Here is a 17,332-nt window from a genome sequence, read left to right on the forward strand (position 1 = left end):
ACTATCCCCCGCCCTCGCGCATATGGGGCAGAATTATTTCCGGCGCCGTCATTTCCTACTGCGCCGCTTTCCGCTTCGATAATCTGGCGTTGCTTAGCTTTTAGAATTGCCCGCACGGCTAGGTTACTAGATACCTGGGAAACTACTCGCGTAAGCTCCGGGGTACGAATCGCCTCCGTAATATCTATCCCCGCACAAAAAAACTGCTGTTGGCGCGGATCTAAGTTAATTTGCAGGGGCATATTTTCCACCACTTGTGCCACAGCTTGGCTATCCGCTAAATTTACTTGCTGATGCTGTGCCCACCACGCCGCAGCTCGATAGATAGCTCCGGTATCTAAATAGGCAAGATGATGGCGAAATGCGAGCTCCTTCGCCACCGTAGATTTACCCGAACCTGAAGGCCCGTCGATTGCTATTACGAGAGAATCCGGAGAAAGTTGCTTCCGCAGCAAAGTTTTTTGCTCTTCTTTCATCACATATCTACCATCTGCATAAGTGTTCCCAACTCGGAGCCCCCGATTATTCTATATTGCCCAGGTTTTAATCTTCCCGCCGTGATATTAGCAAAGCGCACCCGCACCAATTCCATAACTGGATGGCCAACTTCTTCCATCAGCCGGCGCACAATTCGATTTTTCCCCGAATGTAGCGTAATTTCGACGATTGAATTGCGGCGAGCCGCTTCTTTTAATACGAAAGAATCCACATTCTGCATTCCATCTTCTAGCTGCACCCCCGCTTCCAGAACTTTCCCTAATCCACGCGTGACTTGCCCTTCCACCCGCGCAATATAAGTCTTAGGAATTTCATAAGAAGGATGTGTAAGACGATGCGCTAGTTCACCGTCGTTAGTAAGTAAAATTATCCCTTCCGTATCTATATCTAGCCGCCCCACATGGAAAAGACGTTCCGGGCGATCATCTAAATAATCTGCAAGAGTTTTCCGGCCTTGATCATCACTCATAGTAGATACGACGCGCGGCGGTTTATAGAAAGCAATAGTCACTTTTTCTAAATCACCTTGTACCGGCACCCCATCTACCTTTATCTGAGCGCTTCTGGGGTCTACGCGCATGCCGAGCTGGCGTACAATCACTCCATTTACTTCTACGCGGCCTTGCTCCATTAAAGCTTCACAATGCCGCCGCGAACCCACTCCCGCATGGGCGAGTACTTTTTGCAGGCGCTCCCCTTGGGCATCGAAAATTTCCTGCTCTGTTCTACTCATAATATTTCTTTCTCTACCTCTTCTAAATTTTCTTCATCAGGTAAATACGGAGCTAAATCCGGTAATTCTGCCAAGGAATTCATACCCATTTTTTCCAAAAAATACCCAGTCGTAATATATAACCCAGCCCCCGTATCGGCGGTGGCACCTGCCTGCTCTATCAAATCCCGCGCCAGGAGCGTCCGGAGCACTGAATCCACATTCACCCCGCGAATAGCAGCTATCTGGGCCCGCGTCACTGGCTGCCGATAGGCAATCACTGCAAGAGTTTCTAGAGCTGGTATAGAAAGTTTATTAGCTTTTCCCGCAGTAATATACCTTCCAACTATTTCTCCGTAGCGCGGATGGGAATAAAATCTCCATCCCCCACCGCTTTCCCGCAGTTGAAAGCCGCGCGGATAGGGGGAATCTTCGGCATAGGAACGCGCCAATTCGCTGAGGAGCTGCTGCGTCTCCGCTTCACTTATCTCTAAAGAGGCGGCTAATTGCGCCAGTGGTATAGGATTTTCCGCCACCATCAATATCGCCTCTAAAGCTCCCTTATAAAAAGAAAAATCTTCAGGCATTTCTCGCTCCTTCATCTCCCCCGGCACCGCCCTCTTCCAGTCGGGAAATAAACAACGGAGCTAAGGGAGATTCCTGCGTCACTTCAATTTCTTGGGCCCGTAAGAGCTCCAAAATAGCTAGAAAACGCGAAACTATGGTCTGAGTAGTCATTGCCCCCGCGCAGAGCTGCAAAAAAGTAATTTTTTCTCCCCGCGGAAGCTGCGTACGAATATATTCTATCTGACTGTGCACTGATACAAGCGGCGCATGGAGATGCCGTAAATCCACTTCTGGAGCTTTGTGTGAGAGTGCCCGCGCCGCGAGAGCAGCCAATCCACTCGCATCTATCTCTAGCTGCAATTCCGGTAAAAGTTTTTGAAATTGCGGCTCTAAGCGCACCCACCGCGGAATATAGCGAGATTCGCGCTCAAGACGGCTAGCCATATCCTGCGCCGCCTCTTTAAAAGCGCGATATTGGAGGAGCTTTGCGAAAAGCAAATCTCGCTCTTCCAGCAATTCCAGATCTTCTGCTTCGCTCTCGTCTTTTGGTAAAAGCCGCGCTGCCTTTAAAGCCAATAGCGTAGCAGCCACTACTAAGAATTCCGAAGTAACCGATAAGTCTAATTCTTCTTGCTCTTTTACAAAAGCAATAAATTCGTCGGTCACTTGTGCCAAAGCCACCTCAGTAATATCGAGCTTGCGCCGAGCAATTAGGGAGAGCAACACTTCAAAAGGGCCAGCAAATACGTCTAAATCTACTGCAAATACTTCCGGCGGCGCCGGCGAAAAAAGAGAAGGAGCGCTATCCATGACTGATGATTATAATCTGCTCAAGCAGATGCTCCCCGGTAAATGAGTTCCCGAGCTAAGCGTTTATAAGCTTTTGCTCCACTATGACTGGGTGCATAAGTGGTTATCGGCTCCGCAGCAATAGTGGCATCTGGGAACTTTACGGTGCGCGAAATCTGCGTATCGAAGACTTTATCTCCAAAACGCTCCCGCACTAGCTCAATCACTTCCCGCGAATGCAGAGTCCGGCTATCTACCATCGTCAATAGCACTCCATCTAATGTAAGACGGGGATTCAACCGATCTTGTACGCGCTCAATCTGATCCACTAATAACGCTACTCCCCGCATAGCGAAAAATTCTGCCCCCAAAGGAATAATCACCCCGTGGGCGGCGGTGAGCGCATTGACGGTAAGGAGCCCTAAAGACGGCTGACAATCGATAATTATTACATCGTAATCAGCTTCGACGCTGCGCAGCACTCGGCTTAAAGACTGCTCGCGCGCTACTTCGTTAATGAGCTGAATTTCTGCAGCAGATAATTCGATATTAGCTGGCACTAAATCCAAATTAGCCACTTCGGTAGGATGAATAATTTCCCGCACATTTGGCTTAGCTGCCAAGAGCTCATTATAGATAGTGCGCTCTAAGCCCATTGCATTTACGCCGAGCCCGGCCGAAGCAGCACCCTGCGGATCAAAATCTACCAGCAATACTTTTCGTCCATACTCAGCCAACGCCGCCGCCAGATTAATAGAAGTAGTAGTCTTACCCACTCCCCCTTTTTGGTTACACATGGCAATAATACGCCCGGGGCCGTGGGTAGATAGTTCGGGAGGGAGCGGAAAATCCACCCCTGGATTAAGTTCGGTAAAGATATCTGTTTGTTCAGCGCTCACGATACTAATCTACCTGAATTTTTCACGCTGAACATCCTCGCGGGCGCGTGGGTGGGAACTTGCATAAACTTCCCGAATAGTTTCGGGAGTGACGCGGGTATAAATCTGGGTAGTCGCCACCGAAGCATGCCCTAGCATTTCCTGGACTACGCGGATATCAGCTCCACCCTGTAGCAGGTGGGTAGCGAAAGAATGGCGAAAACTGTGCGGAGTTATTTCCTTAATATCAGCTTTTTCTCCATACTCTTTAATTATTCCCCAGGCAGACTGCCGAGAAAGTGGATTTCCCCGCTTATTAAGGAAGATAAAGCTATTGCCTTTGCCGCGCCGCGCTAATTCCGGGCGACCCCGCACGAGATATGCTGATAGTGCCGCTTGTGCATAGGATCCGAGCGGCACAATTCTCTCTTTTCGCCCTTTCCCGAATAGACGCACTAATTTATTTTCCATATCCAGATCATCAGGAGTTAGCCGCACCGCCTCCGATATACGTGCTCCACTGGAATAAAGAAATTCTAAAAGTGCCTGGTCGCGCAAGGCCACTACATCGTCTCCCCCAGCTGCTAGATCTAAAATTTTTTGTACTTCCCCTATGGTGAGAGCTTTCGGCAAACGTTTAGGAAGTTTTGGCGGAGTTACCTCGGCAGCTGGGTCACTAGCGCAGATACCTTCCGCTAATAAAAAGGAGTGTAAACCCCGAACTGCCGCCAAAATTCTATTTACCGAAGAAATAGCTTTTGCGGGATGATTTTTTTGGGGAATGCGCAGATATTCTATAAAAGCCGCTATTTGCTCAGATTTTATCTCCGAAAATTTCTGTACTCCCTGCCTGGATAGGTACTCAAGATATTTTTCTAAATCACTGCGGTAGGCAGCGAGAGTATTTGGAGAAAGTGAACGTTCAATCTGCAGATGCGCTAAATACTCGCGCACGCTTTGCAGCAATTTAGGAGAAATAGCAACTTTACTACCAGCTAACTCTGGCATATTTACTCCCTCCGTTGTTTTCCGTGGCACACCCCACAGATGCGTGGCGCGCCCCACAAATCCTCGTAAAGACAATGTATCCTTGTAGTGTATCTCTTTCATATTTTATTACCGGCTTGTGTAGAAACGAAGCAGGTGAAAGCGAGGAAATAAATAGATGAGCAATTTGAAGTGGTCGGAACTCGATCAAAAAGCAGTGGAAACCGGGCGAGCTTTAGCAGCCGATGCAGTAGAAAAAGCGGGAAATGGGCATCCCGGCACCGCTATTTCCCTTTCGCCGCTCGCCTACTTACTATTTCAAAAAATAATGCGCCACGACCCCAGCGATTCCCAGTGGCTAGGGCGCGACCGCTTTGTGCTCTCTTTAGGGCACTCTTCCCTCACTCTTTATAATCAGCTTTTCTTCGCTGGATATGGGCTGGAGCTAGAGGATTTGCAGAATCTGCGCACCGAAAATTCACTTACCCCTGGACACCCAGAATATGGGCATACCAAGGGAGTAGAAATGACCACTGGCCCTCTTGGGCAGGGATTAGCTTCGGCAGTAGGCATGGCAATGGCTGCCCGCCGGGAGCGGGGACTTTTCGACGCAGAAGCTCCGGCCGGTGAAAGCCCCTTTGACCACTTTATCTATGTAGTAGCCGGAGAAGGCTGCTTAGAAGAAGGCGTAACTTCGGAAGCCTGCTCCTTGGCCGGTACGCAAGAACTAGGCAATTTGATTTTAATTTTTGACGATAATCAAATTTCTATTGAAGACGACACCAAGATTGCTTTCACAGAAGATGTGCTCAAACGCTATGAAGCCTATGGCTGGCATACCCAAGAAGTGAAGTGGCGCCAAGAAGACGACTCTTATAAGGAAGACTATGCCGCGCTTTACGATGCAGTAGAAGCTGCCAAAGCGGTGACGGATAAGCCTTCTATTATTAAACTTTCGACTATTATTGCCTGGCCTTGCCCGACTAAGCAAAATAGCGGCAGTTCCCATGGCGCAGCTTTGGGCGAGAGCGAAATTCGGGGCTTGAAAGAAGCAATCGGGCTGGATCCAGATCAGAATTTCCAGGTAGAAGAAGAAGTCTTAGCGCATACTCGCCAGCAGGCTGCTGCCAATGCCGCAGCTGCGCGCAAGGTCTGGGATGAAAAGTTTGCAGCTTGGAAGCAAAATAACCCCGAACAGAGTGCGCTGCTTAGCCGTTTACAAAAGCGAGAGTTGCCCAAGGGCTGGGAAGCAGCACTTCCGGAATTCGCAGCTGGAGAAAGCGTAGCTACTCGTTCTGCATCTGGAAAAGTACTAACTGCTTTGAAAGATGTACTTCCGGAGCTCTGGGGCGGTTCAGCTGACCTCGACGGCTCCAATAAGACTTCTATGACGGGAGAGCCGTCTTTCCTGCCGGCAGATCGTGCTTCGAAAGCATTCCCAGGCAATAAGTACGGCCGCACCTTGCACTTCGGTATTCGCGAGCACGCCATGGGAGCAATCGTGAACGGTATCGTGCTACACGGCCCCACTCGTGCTTATGGTGGTACTTTCTTCGTATTTGCCGATTATATGCGCCCCTCCGTACGGCTGGCAGCGCTTATGGAAATTCCGTCAATTTGGGTATGGACACACGATTCTATTGGAGTCGGTGAAGACGGCCCCACCCATCAACCAATTGAGCATCTGTGGTCTTACCGCGCTATTCCTGGTTTTGATGTAGTCCGCCCGGCGGATGCAAATGAAACCGCTTATGCTTGGCGCGGTATCCTCGAGCGCACTAATCGCCCAGCGGCAATTATTTTATCGCGGCAAAATCTGCCCGTTATTGCCCGGGGCAACAACGCCTGTGCCGCCGCAGCTGGAGTACTAAAAGGTGGATATGTGCTAGCTGATGGAGAAGATGTGGTACTAATTGCCACTGGCTCGGAAGTAGCACTTGCTCTGGAAGCACGCACTGCTTTAGCAAAAGAAAATATCTCGGCCCGCGTAGTATCTCTCCCCTGCTGGGAATGGTTCTGTGAGCAGGAACAAAGCTACCAAGATTCCGTGCTTCCTCCGGCATTAAAGGCACGGGTTTCGATAGAAGCCGGCGCTACTTTCGGTTGGAAAGGAATCGTCGGCGATTGCGGCCGTACGGTGGGAATTGATCATTATGGTGAATCTGCACCCGCGGGCCGACTTTTTGAAAAGTACGGTTTAACAGCAGAAAACGTAGTCAAAGCCGCTAAAGAATCTTTAGCGGCAGCCAAGTGAAAGGCTAAATAATGGGAAATATTGCAAAATTACGCGACTATGGCGTCTCCGTATGGTTAGATGACCTCTCGCGCTCCCGCCTTACCAGTGGCGGCTTAGAGAAAATGATCAAAGATGGCGAAATTGCCGGAGTTACTACTAATCCAGCAATTTTTCAAGCAGCTATTTCTGGGGCAGCTGACTACGCAGCAGATATTGCCCAGCTGGCGCAAGCCGGCGCCGATGCGGAAGCCGTTATTACTAAGCTGACCAGTGACGACGTGCGTAATGCCTGTGATCTCTTTGCAGATCTCTATCGCGAAACCGGAAAAGATGGCCGCGTATCTATTGAAGTAGATCCGCGTTTGGCCCATCGCACTGATCCTACTATTGCGCAAGCAAAAGAACTATGGAAATTAGTAGACCGACCCAATGCCATGATTAAAATTCCGGCTACGAAGGAAGGTCTGCGGGCAATTACGGAAGTAATTTCCGAGGGGATTTCCGTAAATGTGACTCTGATTTTCTCGGTAGAGCGCTATCGCGAAGTGGTAGAAGCGTATTTAGCCGGATTGGAAAAAGCAGCAGCTGCTGGGAAAGATTTGCAAAAAATTCATTCCGTGGCATCGGTATTCGTATCGCGGGTGGATACAGAAGTGGATGCCCAGCTAGAAAAAATCGGCTCTCCCGATGCTTTAGATATGCGTGGAAAAGCCGCACTCGCAAATGCGCGCCTCACCTATGCTGCCTATATGGAGCTATTTGAGGATAACCCGCGTTTCCAGCAATTGGCAGCGCAGGGAGCTAATGTGCAGCGCCCACTCTGGGCTTCTACCGGAGTAAAGAACCCGGACTATTCTCCGACTCTTTATGTAGATCAATTGGTAGCCGAAAATACGGTAAATACTATGCCGGAGAAAACTCTCCGGGCCACTATAGAAAGTGCCGATATTACCGGTGACACCATTCGCCCTCAGTTAGAAGATGCACAGCGCATAATTAAGAAAATTATTCATTTAGGAATAGATTTCGCTGCTGCTACACAAAAACTAGAAAATGAGGGAGTAGAAAAATTCGAGATAGCTTGGAATGAGCTAATCGAAACCGTAGAAGACGCTATGAAGTAACACCTTTTAATAGCCTCAATACCGCCGTGGGGGTCACGCGAATTTCGCGTGACCCCCACGTTTTTGGGACTTCTTAAAATTAAGAAAGTACTTTTACAATCAGCCCTACCGCAATTACCAGCACAAACCAGAGAATAGAAAGACCAACCGTAATCCGATTCAGATTCCGCTCTGCCACTCCCGAAGAGCGCATAGAAGTGGAGATTCCGCCCCCGAACATATCGGAGATACCGCCTCCCCGGCCTTTATGCAATAAAATAGCGCCTATTAATAATAGGCTGGTAATCACCAGCAATACCGAAACTATAATTAATAAGATATTCATTTCGCTTCAACTTTTCTTTCAATAAACGCTGCGATAAGTATTTCCTGATTATTGTACAAGATTTCTGCGCCTTGCCCGAATTGAGCAAGGCGCAGAGCTAATTAATCCAAATAGGTGACAATCTTGGAGAATTCTTCGGCCTTTAGGGAAGCTCCGCCTACTAGGGCTCCGTCCACATTGGGCTTAGCCATAATATCCTTCACATTTCCCGATTTAACTGATCCACCATACTGAATGCGCAGTGCCTCTGCCGTAGCTGCATCAAAGAGTTCGGCAACTTTTTGGCGAATAGCTCCGCAAACTTCTTCGGCATCTTCCGGCGTAGCTACTTCGCCAGTACCAATAGCCCAAATCGGCTCATAGGCGATTACCGACTTAGCTACTTCCTCTTTGCTGAGCCCAGCTAGCATTTCTGTAATCTGCCCCAGCACAAACTCTACCTGCTTGCCTTCTTTACGTACTTCCAGAGCTTCTCCGCAGCACATAATCGGAATCAAGCCAGCATCCAGAGCCTTCTTGGCTTTCTGACCAATCAGTTCATTAGTTTCCCCATGATACTGCCGGCGCTCCGAATGGCCAACTACCACATAGGTGCAACCGAGTTTCGTCAGCATGGCAGTGGAGATTTCTCCCGTATAAGCGCCGGCATCGTGAATCGATACATCCTGCGCGCCGTACTTAATTTCCAATTCATCTGCTTCTACCAGCGTCTGCACGGAACGTAAATCAGTGAAAGGAGTAATCACCGCTACTTCCACCTTGCTGTAATCATGCTTTAAATCACCTAAAGTCCAGGCTAATTTCTGTACTAAAGCGGTAGCTTCCAGATGATCTAAATTCATCTTCCAGTTACCAGCCATAAAAGGTGTACGTGCCATTTAATTAATCCTCCAAAACTGCAATTCCCGGCAAGGTCTTCCCCTCTAAGAAAGCTAGAGAAGCTCCCCCGCCTGTGGAAATATGATTAAATTTTTCTTCTTCAAAGCCGAGTGTCCGCACAGCTGCGGCAGAATCGCCTCCACCTACAATAGTGAACCCAGCTGCATCCTGCATAGCCTGAGCTACTGCCCGCGTACCGGCAGCAAAAGCAGCGAATTCAAATACTCCCATAGGTCCGTTCCATACTATCGTCTTTGAATCAGCAATAGCCTCAGCATACCGTTTTGCGGTCTCGGGTCCAATATCCAAACCCATTTCTCCCGCCGGCATAGCCTCGGAGCTATGTACCGAAGCTGGAGCATCTGCCTTGAATTCGGGAGCTGTCACATTATCGACTGGCAATAATAATTCCACGCCTTTTTCTTGCGCTTTTTCCAGATAAGAACGAGCAGTTTCCACATAATCGGCTTCCAGCAAAGAAGTACCTACTTCATATCCATGTGCACGCAAGAAGGTATAAGCCATTCCGCCGCCGATGAGAAGACGATCGGCTTTTTCCAGCAAGTTTTCAATTACCCCTAATTTATCGGATACTTTAGAACCACCTAGTACCACGGTGTAGGGGCGAGCCGGATTTAAGGTCGCCTTGGAAAGCGAATCAATTTCCTTAAATACTAATTCTCCCGCTGCCGAAGGTAAAAGCTGCGCAATATCGTAAACCGAAGCCTGCTTGCGGTGTACCACCCCGAAGCCATCCGATACGAAGCAATCAGCTAACTTGGCATAAGCTGCTGCCAATTCTTGCCGCTCGGCATCGTCTTTCGAAGTTTCCCGCGCATCAAAACGGACATTTTCTAGCAATACGACTGCGCCTGCCGCCATATCTGCTGTGCAGCGCTGGGCATCTTCTCCCACAGTATCTTTTGCCAACTGCACTTTCTGCCCGAGCAATTCACCTAAACGCTCAGCTACCGGAGCTAAGGAAAAATCTGGATTCGCGGTACCTTTCGGACGCCCTAAATGAGCTGCCAAAATTACTTTGGCATTATTGCTCAGCAAGCGTTTAATAGTGGGCAGCGCCGCCTTAATCCGGCCGTCATCCGTAATCTGCCGATTTTCATCTAGAGGTACATTAAAATCGGCCCGTACAAAGATTTTCTTTCCGGAAATATCCCCTAAGGAATCAATAGTTCTCATATTTCACCATCCAATATTGCTAAATAATTAAAATGGGTGCTCGCGCATATCTGAAAGCACGAGCACCCATAAAATATTTCCGTACCTATTTACAGCTTAGAAACAATCAACGAGGTAAGATCCACTACCCGGTTGGAGTAGCCCCACTCGTTGTCGTACCAAGAAACTACTTTCACCTGGTTGCCGATTACCTTGGTCAGGCCAGCATCGAAAATCGAAGAATGAGGATCGGTTACGATATCGGTGGATACGATGGGGTCTTCGGTGTAAGCGAGAATACCCTTAAGTTCACCTTCAGCAGCCTTCTTAATAGCTGCATTTACTTCTTCGACCGTTACTTCCCGGCCAGCTTCGAAGGTCAAATCGGTGGCGGAACCAGTGATTACCGGTACGCGTAGCGCATAGCCATCGAACTTGCCTTTCAACTCGGGGATTACCAGAGAAACTGCCGCAGCTGCGCCCGTCTTAGTAGGCACAATATTCATGGCAGCAGCCCGAGCCCGGCGCAAATCGCTGTGCGGGCCGTCCTGCAGACGCTGATCAGCAGTGTAGGCGTGTACGGTGGTCATGAGACCTTTAACAATGCCAAACTCTTTATACAGCACCTTAGCCAAAGGAGCTAAGCAGTTCGTGGTGCAGGAAGCATTCGATACAATGTTGTGCTTGGCCGGATCGTAATCCTTATCGTTTACGCCCATTACGAAAGTAGCATCTTCGTTCTTAGCCGGAGCAGAAATAACAACTTTCTTAGCTCCTGCTTCAATATGAGCCTTTGCATCTTCCGCATTGGTAAAGCGCCCCGTGGATTCGATTACTACATCCACTCCGAGTTCTTTCCACGGCAAATCAGCTGGATTACGCTCTTCCAGTACCTTAATGGTGTGATTCCCAATGGTGATGGTTTCATCAGTGTAGGAAACCTCTTCCGGGTACCGACCTAAGGTGGTGTCGTACTTAAACAAATGAGCTAAGGTCTTGTTGTCAGTCAAATCGTTAACTGCCACAATTTCAAAATTTACATCCTTGGCAAGAGCTGCCCGGGTCACATTGCGGCCAATACGGCCAAATCCGTTGATACCAACGCGAATAGTCACTCTATTCCTCCTTGTACACCTCGTGCACGTAGTTATCAAAATCGTTGGGAAATCCCCCGATTTAACGAATCGGCATTGAGAGGCACCGTATTCGTTTCGTTATTATTTTATCGTTTTTTATTCGACTTCTTATAGGACTATTGATAAGAATGACCACATTCACACGAATTTACTTTTGCTCCGGTAAAAAACTACTTTTTTGCTCGCAAAAACTACTGTTTCTCTTCTAAAAATGCCTGCTGCGCGCCCGAAGATTACTTCCGATTAATGCAAAATCTCTATTACCTCAACATTGCGAAGCAGAAGTGAGCTCAGCTACTGCTGCTAGCGTATCTGGAATTCCCAGTTCGGCCGCCCGCTTATCCGCCATAGTGTTGAGTCGGCGCAACCGGCCGGCCACTGCATCTTTTGTAGCGTTCGGTTGTAAACGCTTACCTAGCATAGAAAGCGAATCACTTGGATACTTAATTCGCATCTCTCCCGCTTCGCGTAAATTATCCGGCACCTGCTCGCCCAAAATTTCAAAAGCCCGCTTCACCCGCACTACTGCCACTACCGCCGCATCGGCACTTCGGCGCATATTGGCGTCGTCAAAATTAGCCAAGCGGTTTGCGTTTCCATTCACTTCCCGCTCCGTGCGCAATTCTTCCCAACGAATTACTGCATCATTAGCTCCCATGCGAGTGAGCATTGCGGAAATAGCATCACCATCACGAATATCTACCCGATGTGCACCACGCGATTCCCGCGCCCGATACGGAATATCGAGCCGGCGCGCCAATCCCCCAATTCCATAGGCGGCTTCCAGCGAAGGGCAAGTGAGTTCTAAAGAAGCATTGCGCCCTGGTTCCAAGAGAGTACCGTGTGCCAGAAAAGCTCCCCGCCACGCAGCAGCTGCATCGGCCTTAGTGCCGCCGACTATCTGGGGAGGTATTCCGCGGATAGGCCGACCTTTTGCATCAAGCAGCCCCACCCGGCGCGCAATGCGTTCACCATAAGATTTCAGCTGCACAATATAGCGATTCCCGTTGCGCATGGCATTCGTGACGGCGATTATATCTGCTTCAACGTTATAAATAGTGCGCAGGAGCTCCCAGAGGTGCCGCGCCGCGCCGGCGTGAGTCAGCTCTGCCTGAAGTCCGATTACTCCCGCATTTATCTGCAAACCACCAGCAAAACGAAACATAATGGCTATTTCTGCCGTCATAGAGGAAGCTACCTGTGGATATACTCCAGCTAGCTCGTCTTTTACTGCCTGGGTCAAAGCCACCACGAAATTTGCCTTCTTTCCAAAAATAATTCCGCTTTCCTACTTTAACAGTAGGAAGCAAAAATCTCCCGATAAGCCGCCGCTAAGTGGAGCGGATCATGCACTCCTCGTTGGCGATAATTAGCTACCGGAGCTGTCACTACTTTTGCACCACATAGAGCAGCTGCTGCTGCTAATTCTGCCGCATTGTAAGACAGGCCCTCATCGACCAAAATCACATCTAAAGATAAATCGGGAGAATGACTATAAAAACTACGCACATGGTCGGCCGGCGACATCGAAGAAGTCTCCGAATCAGCTACTAGGTTGATTACCAACATTTTTTTCGCCGCCGTCGCGATAAAAGCATCGTGTAAATCAGGCACCATGAGGTGCGGAATTACGGAAGTGTACCAAGATCCCGGACCAAAAATTACCCATTCGGCATCCTTGATTGCCGCCACCGCTTCGGCGGGAGCAGGTGGATTTGGCGGAATGATGCGAATACGGGAAATATCGGCATTAGATTTTGCCACTGAATTTTGCCCATAAATAGTCTTCGCGCCCTCTGCAGTAAGAATATCGGCTTCGATAGAAAGTGGCACAGAAGCCATGGGCACTACTTTTCCTTTAATGTTTAGTAATTTCCCGACCCACTCTAAGCCTTGTACTGAATCGCCGAGTAGCTCCCAGAGTCCCGTAATTAATAAATTTCCCAAGGAATGGCCGTCTAAATCGCCACGCGAATGAAAACGATATTGCAGCACATCGCGCCAAGTTAAACCCCATTCTCCATCATCACATAGAGCTGCTAGAGCCATCCGTAAATCCCCGGGCGGAAGTACGCCTAATTCTGCACGTAAACGCCCAGAACTGCCGCCGTCGTCCGCAACTGTGACAATAGCGGTGATATTGCGCGTGAGGAATTTCAGAGCGGAAAGAGAAGTATAAAGCCCGTGCCCACCGCCGAGAGCTACTACTCGCTTTCCCCGGGAGCCGCTTTCAAAATTATTTGGCATATTATTCCCGCCCTAGATCCCGATGAATAGTGCGCACACTTAATCCATTATTTCGCAGCTGCCGCGCTAATTCTTCAGAAATAGCTACCGAGCGATGCTTACCTCCCGTGCAGCCAATTGCCACCGTCACATATGGTTTCAGTTCATGCTCGTAGCCTGCCACCATACCCGTAATAAGCTCCGCATAACGCTGCACGAATTGTTGAGCCCCATCTACTTTCATCACAAAGTCACGTACCGGCTCATCTTTACCGCTCAGATGGCGCAGTTCGCTTACCCAATAGGGGTTCGGAATAAAACGCACATCTGCCACATGATCTGCATCGAGAGGCAAACCGTATTTAAAACCGAAAGACATTACCGTCAGCTCTAATTTAATTTCCGAATCCGTGCCCACTAAACGGCGAATTTCCCGCGCTAAATCATGTACCGAACGGTGGGTAGTATCTATCACCTCATCGGCGCGGGTGCGCAAATCTGCCAGCAACTCCCGCTCGCGGCGTATACCGGTGAGAAGCCGACCATCATCCTGCAAGGGGTGCGGACGGCGTACCGATTCATAACGGCGTACTAGTTCGGCATCTGCAGCATCTAGAAAAATAATTCGATACGGTATGCTCGCATCAGTCAAATCTTGTAAAACATGCAAGAGTTCTTGAAAGAATTTCCGGGAACGCACATCTACTACACAGGCCAGCTTTTTAATTCCGCCTCCAGACATCGCCAATTTCAGCATGGCCATGATTAAACGCGGGGGCATATTATCTATTACGTACCAGCCTAAATCCTCCAGAGTAGCTCCGGCTTGCGAGCGGCCAGCCCCAGACATTCCCGTAATTATTAACACTTCCGGAAACTCATTTTGCGGCAGGCTCATTGCAAAATCCATATTCGCAATACCAATAGGAATTTTGCCTGTGTCGTTTATATCGGAAAAATCTGCCATACCTCTATGTTGCCATTTTCCCCGTTTTAACTCTACGCAAAAGAAATTTTTGCCTTATTTATTTTGATTCTTTTATTCTTTGCGCTTCATTCCCCAGGTGGCAAGGGCGAATCTTCCGGATGGAAATGCTGAAAAATAATTTCCGCCATCTTTGCGCCGATTCCGGCTACTTGCGCTAACTCGGCGGGGCGAGCTGCTTTTATCTTTTGCACCGAACCAAAATATCGCAGCAACTCTTTCTGTTTCACTTCCCCTAAACCAGCAATTGCATCTAGCTGGGAACGAGTCATTGACTTGGCGCGGCGTTTCCGATGATGCGTAATTGCAAATCGATGCGATTCATCGCGCAGATATTGCAGAAGGTGCAACGCCGGAGAAGAACGCGGCAGAATAAGCGGAAAATCTCCCCCCGGAATCCACACTTCTTCCAGTCTTTTCGCCAAGCCCACTATTTTTATATCTGGATTGGTAATTATTTTGCTGGCGGCATTCACTTGCGGCAAGCCACCGTCTACCACTATTAAATCAGGGCGAAAACGAAAAGAGGCATCCTCTTTTTCGAGATTACGCATTCTTCTTTCCAACACTTCCGCCATAGCGGCCGTATCATCAACTCCGCCCGCGCCGTTTTCCCCGCGAATTAAGAAATGCCGATAATCTTTCTTTTTCGGCAATCCATCTTCGAATACCACCATCGAAGCCACTTGATTAGTTCCCTGGGTATGAGAAATATCGTAACATTCGATACGCAGGGGTGCTCTTTCCATATTCAACCCCTGCCGTAATTCTTCGAGAGCTTGAGAGCGGGCAGTCAGATCTACCGAACGCTGCAATTTGTGGTGATTGAGCGCCTGCAAGGCATTCATATTCACCGTCTCAACTAGCTTGGATTTTTTACCCCGCTGCGGCACTTTAATATGCACTTTCGCCCCGCGCAATTCACTTAGCCAATTCTGTAAATCCTCCAACTGCCGCGGCGCACCCGGCAACCAAATTTCCTGCGGAATTGCCTGCGCCGAAGTGTAGGCCACATCGTCCACCGAGCGCGGCTGCTCCCGCTGCCGAAAAGTATTTTGCTTTTCCCGCAGTGAAAACTCCCCATACACCTGCAATACAAGTTGATTTAATAAGTCTTCTTGACTTTCTTCACCTATTTCACTTACCCAGCCTTTTTGCCCGCGAATCCGCCCACTCCGCACGTAAAATACTTGCACACTAACTTCTAGCTCATCACGCGCTATTCCGAATACATCCGCATCGATATCTTTCTTCATTACGAGCGTATTTTGCTCCGCAATACTCGCTAAAGCCTGCAACTGATCTCGAGTTTTAGCGGCTTGTTCAAAATCTAATTCGGCAGCTGCCGCTTCCATTTCACTTTGCAACTCTGCCCGTAATTTCTCGCCATCTCCGTGCAAGTATTCTAAAAGCTCTTGTACCTGCTGCTGATATTCCGCTTTCTCTACTCTCCCTACACAAGGAGCTGTGCATCTATCTATATAGCCGTTTAGACAGGGGCGCGCCGTGCGCTGTGCGCGATTAAATACCCCCTTTGTACAAGAACGCACCTTAAATACTCGCTGCAATAAATCGACTGCTTCCCGCGCCGCAGTAGCTCGCGTATACGGGCCAAAATACTGATTTTGGGGGCGTTGCTTCGCTCTGGTAATAAGCAGCCGGGGAAATTCCTCTCCCGTAGTGACGGCCACATACGGATAAGATTTATCATCCCGATACATTACGTTAAAACGGGGAGCAAACTCTTTTATCCACGCATATTCCAGCGTGAGTGCCTCAATTTCCGAATTAACTACTACCCACACTACTTGCGCAGCACTAAATACCATACGGCGCGTTCGCGGATGGAGAGTATCCGGATTGGCAAAATAAGCTGGTAAACGCCCCCGCAACGATTTTGCTTTCCCTACATATATCACTCGCCCTTCGGCGTCTAAAAAACGATAGACTCCCGGATCTAGGGGAATATCTTTCGTCTGCGGGCGGTAGGTATCCGGATGTGCCATCTTAAAGTGTGCCTGCTTTTTGCAAAATTGGGCGCAAATAAGTGCCCGTATACGAGCCAGCTATTTGTGCCACCGCTTCCGGCGTACCTGCTGCCACCAATTTCCCGCCATCTTTTCCGCCTTCTGGCCCGAGATCTATTACCCAATCAGCAGATTTGATGACGTCTAAATTATGCTCAATCACTACTATGGTATTTCCTTTATCAGTGAGCCCTTGCAGTACTCCGAGCAATTTGCGCACATCTTCAAAGTGCAAACCAGTAGTGGGCTCATCCAATACATAGATAGTGGAACCGCGGGAACGTTTATGCAGTTCGGCAGCCAATTTTACCCGTTGAGCTTCTCCGCCAGAAAGCGTAGTGGCCGCCTGCCCCAGCCGGATATAGCCCAAACCCACTGATTCTAAAGTAGCGAGATATTTCGTGAGACGATCGATGTTTTGGAAAAATACTCCTGCCTCCGAAATCGTCATATCGAGCACTTCTGCCACATTTTTCCCCTTGTAACGCACCTCCAAAGTCTCGCGATTGTAGCGAGCTCCATGGCAGACTTCGCAAGGCACATAGACATCTGGCAAAAAATTCATCTCGATTTTTAAGGTGCCATCGCCGCGGCAAGATTCACAGCGCCCACCTTTCACGTTGAAAGAAAAACGCCCGGGCCCGTAGCCCCGTAATTTTGCTTCTGGAGTTTGCGCAAAAAGCTGGCGAATATGATCCCAGAGACCGGTATAGGTAGCGGGGTTAGAGCGTGGAGTACGCCCGATTGGGGACTGATCTACGTGCACTATTTTTTCTAAGCTCTCTCC

17 protein-coding genes are annotated in these 17,332 nt (G+C 48.9%); 2 read left to right on the forward strand and 15 right to left on the reverse strand.

The window, feature by feature from the left end; all coding sequences use genetic code 11:
- The 6 genes from Q0X35_RS02755 to xerD all read right to left on the reverse strand — a co-directional run.
- Positions 1 to 476, reverse strand: a 476-nt coding sequence (locus Q0X35_RS02755) for a d(CMP) kinase (RefSeq protein WP_297565113.1), incomplete at its 3' end; no start/stop codon positions are given.
- The gene (locus tag Q0X35_RS02760; protein ID WP_297565115.1) at positions 476 to 1,231 is read right to left on the reverse strand and encodes a pseudouridine synthase; all 756 of its coding nucleotides are present in this window, start codon (positions 1,229 to 1,231) and stop codon (positions 476 to 478) included. The genes Q0X35_RS02760 and Q0X35_RS02755, both read right to left, overlap by 1 nt.
- The gene (gene scpB, locus Q0X35_RS02765) at positions 1,228 to 1,797 is read right to left on the reverse strand and encodes an SMC-Scp complex subunit ScpB (protein WP_297565117.1); all 570 of its coding nucleotides are present in this window, start codon (positions 1,795 to 1,797) and stop codon (positions 1,228 to 1,230) included. Before scpB ends, Q0X35_RS02760 begins: the two co-directional genes overlap by 4 nt.
- A complete protein-coding gene (locus Q0X35_RS02770; RefSeq protein ID WP_297565119.1) occupies positions 1,790 to 2,587 on the reverse strand; it encodes a ScpA family protein in 798 nt (265 codons plus the stop codon). Before Q0X35_RS02770 ends, scpB begins: the two co-directional genes overlap by 8 nt.
- Before the next feature lie 20 nt (positions 2,588 to 2,607).
- Complete coding sequence (locus tag Q0X35_RS02775; protein WP_297565121.1) at positions 2,608 to 3,465, reverse strand: ParA family protein; 858 nt, start codon at positions 3,463 to 3,465, stop codon at positions 2,608 to 2,610.
- A gap of 9 nt (positions 3,466 to 3,474) precedes the next feature.
- Positions 3,475 to 4,554: a site-specific tyrosine recombinase XerD gene (gene xerD / locus Q0X35_RS02780; RefSeq protein WP_366084364.1), complete on the reverse strand. Its 1,080-nt coding sequence runs from the start codon at positions 4,552 to 4,554 to the stop codon at positions 3,475 to 3,477.
- A 55-nt stretch (positions 4,555 to 4,609) separates the two neighbouring features.
- Here xerD and tkt point away from each other — a divergent pair, with 55 nt between their 5' ends.
- Together tkt and tal are read left to right on the forward strand one after the other, a co-directional pair.
- Positions 4,610 to 6,685, forward strand: a complete 2,076-nt coding sequence (tkt, locus tag Q0X35_RS02785; protein ID WP_297565122.1) for a transketolase — start codon at positions 4,610 to 4,612, stop codon at positions 6,683 to 6,685.
- Between the two features lie 11 nt (positions 6,686 to 6,696).
- The gene (gene tal, locus Q0X35_RS02790) at positions 6,697 to 7,791 is read left to right on the forward strand and encodes a transaldolase (protein ID WP_297565124.1); all 1,095 of its coding nucleotides are present in this window, start codon (positions 6,697 to 6,699) and stop codon (positions 7,789 to 7,791) included.
- Between the two features lie 79 nt (positions 7,792 to 7,870).
- Here the strand turns inward: tal and secG are convergent, their stop codons facing one another.
- The 9 genes from secG to Q0X35_RS02835 all read right to left on the reverse strand — a co-directional run.
- The gene (secG, locus tag Q0X35_RS02795; protein ID WP_297565126.1) at positions 7,871 to 8,116 is read right to left on the reverse strand and encodes a preprotein translocase subunit SecG; all 246 of its coding nucleotides are present in this window, start codon (positions 8,114 to 8,116) and stop codon (positions 7,871 to 7,873) included.
- 101 nt (positions 8,117 to 8,217) lie between these two features.
- Positions 8,218 to 8,994, reverse strand: a complete 777-nt coding sequence (tpiA, locus tag Q0X35_RS02800; RefSeq protein ID WP_297565128.1) for a triose-phosphate isomerase — start codon at positions 8,992 to 8,994, stop codon at positions 8,218 to 8,220.
- A 4-nt stretch (positions 8,995 to 8,998) separates the two neighbouring features.
- Positions 8,999 to 10,192 carry a phosphoglycerate kinase gene (locus tag Q0X35_RS02805; protein ID WP_297565131.1) on the reverse strand — a complete coding sequence of 398 codons (1,194 nt, stop codon included), beginning with the start codon at positions 10,190 to 10,192 and terminating at the stop codon, positions 8,999 to 9,001.
- An 89-nt stretch (positions 10,193 to 10,281) separates the two neighbouring features.
- Positions 10,282 to 11,286: a type I glyceraldehyde-3-phosphate dehydrogenase gene (gap, locus tag Q0X35_RS02810; protein WP_297565134.1), complete on the reverse strand. Its 1,005-nt coding sequence runs from the start codon at positions 11,284 to 11,286 to the stop codon at positions 10,282 to 10,284.
- 286 nt (positions 11,287 to 11,572) lie between these two features.
- A complete protein-coding gene (whiA, locus tag Q0X35_RS02815; protein WP_297565152.1) occupies positions 11,573 to 12,556 on the reverse strand; it encodes a DNA-binding protein WhiA in 984 nt (327 codons plus the stop codon).
- A gap of 44 nt (positions 12,557 to 12,600) precedes the next feature.
- Entirely contained in the window at positions 12,601 to 13,554 is a 954-nt protein-coding gene (yvcK, locus tag Q0X35_RS02820; protein ID WP_297565137.1) for a uridine diphosphate-N-acetylglucosamine-binding protein YvcK, read from the reverse strand.
- 1 nt (position 13,555) lies between these two features.
- Positions 13,556 to 14,500 (reverse strand): RNase adapter RapZ, encoded by a 945-nt coding sequence (rapZ, locus tag Q0X35_RS02825; protein ID WP_297565140.1) that lies wholly within the window; start codon positions 14,498 to 14,500, stop codon positions 13,556 to 13,558.
- 86 nt (positions 14,501 to 14,586) lie between these two features.
- The gene (gene uvrC, locus Q0X35_RS02830; protein WP_297565143.1) at positions 14,587 to 16,524 is read right to left on the reverse strand and encodes an excinuclease ABC subunit UvrC; all 1,938 of its coding nucleotides are present in this window, start codon (positions 16,522 to 16,524) and stop codon (positions 14,587 to 14,589) included.
- Position 16,525: 1 nt separating this feature from the next.
- Positions 16,526 to 17,332, reverse strand: an 807-nt coding sequence (locus tag Q0X35_RS02835; protein WP_297565146.1) for an ATP-binding cassette domain-containing protein, incomplete at its 5' end; no start/stop codon positions are given.

The sequence above is a fragment of the uncultured Arcanobacterium sp. genome, from assembly GCF_947253055.1.
In the GTDB taxonomy this organism is placed as follows: domain Bacteria; phylum Actinomycetota; class Actinomycetes; order Actinomycetales; family Actinomycetaceae; genus Arcanobacterium_A.

Excerpts from the sequence above, each read along its gene's own strand:
- Q0X35_RS02760 (WP_297565115.1), bottom strand. The coding sequence starts at position 1,231 with ATGAGTAGAACAGAGCAGGAAATTTTCGATGCCCAAGGGGAGCGCCTG.
- scpB (WP_297565117.1), bottom strand. The coding sequence starts at position 1,797 with ATGCCTGAAGATTTTTCTTTTTATAAGGGAGCTTTAGAGGCGATATTG.
- Q0X35_RS02770 (WP_297565119.1), bottom strand. The coding sequence starts at position 2,587 with ATGGATAGCGCTCCTTCTCTTTTTTCGCCGGCGCCGCCGGAAGTATTT.
- xerD (WP_366084364.1), bottom strand. The coding sequence starts at position 4,554 with ATGAAAGAGATACACTACAAGGATACATTGTCTTTACGAGGATTTGTG.
- tkt (WP_297565122.1), top strand. The coding sequence starts at position 4,610 with ATGAGCAATTTGAAGTGGTCGGAACTCGATCAAAAAGCAGTGGAAACC.
- tal (WP_297565124.1), top strand. The coding sequence starts at position 6,697 with ATGGGAAATATTGCAAAATTACGCGACTATGGCGTCTCCGTATGGTTA.
- secG (WP_297565126.1), bottom strand. The coding sequence starts at position 8,116 with ATGAATATCTTATTAATTATAGTTTCGGTATTGCTGGTGATTACCAGC.
- tpiA (WP_297565128.1), bottom strand. The coding sequence starts at position 8,994 with ATGGCACGTACACCTTTTATGGCTGGTAACTGGAAGATGAATTTAGAT.
- Q0X35_RS02805 (WP_297565131.1), bottom strand. The coding sequence starts at position 10,192 with ATGAGAACTATTGATTCCTTAGGGGATATTTCCGGAAAGAAAATCTTT.
- yvcK (WP_297565137.1), bottom strand. The coding sequence starts at position 13,554 with ATGCCAAATAATTTTGAAAGCGGCTCCCGGGGAAAGCGAGTAGTAGCT.
- rapZ (WP_297565140.1), bottom strand. The coding sequence starts at position 14,500 with ATGGCAGATTTTTCCGATATAAACGACACAGGCAAAATTCCTATTGGT.
- uvrC (WP_297565143.1), bottom strand. The coding sequence starts at position 16,524 with ATGGCACATCCGGATACCTACCGCCCGCAGACGAAAGATATTCCCCTA.